This window comes from Methylobacterium frigidaeris, assembly GCF_022179185.1.
Taxonomy (GTDB): Bacteria; Pseudomonadota; Alphaproteobacteria; order Rhizobiales; family Beijerinckiaceae; genus Methylobacterium; species Methylobacterium frigidaeris.
The window spans coordinates 1-253 of record NZ_BPQJ01000267.1; the positions used below are offsets into that span (position 1 = coordinate 1).

General features: G+C 63.6%; 1 protein-coding gene. It reads left to right on the top strand.

Annotated elements, in window-relative coordinates; all coding sequences use genetic code 11:
• Positions 1–253, top strand: a 253-nt coding sequence (locus MFF64_RS37105; protein ID WP_238194059.1) for an RHS repeat domain-containing protein, incomplete at both ends; no start/stop codon positions are given.

A 253-nucleotide genomic window follows, 5' to 3' on the forward strand; every position in this document is an offset into this window, starting at 1 on the left:
GGCGGGTGGTGGAGCAACTGAACCCGGCAGGGTTAAGCTACCGCTATCTTTATGAGCAGGACCGCATCACCGTCACCGACAGCCTGAACCGGCGTGAGGTGCTGCATACAGAAGGCGGGGCCGGGCTGAAACGGGTGGTGAAAAAAGAACTGGCGGACGGCAGCGTCACGCGCAGCGGGTATGACGCGGCAGGAAGGCTCACGGCGCAGACGGACGCGGCGGGACGGAGGACAGAGTACGGTCTGAATGTGGT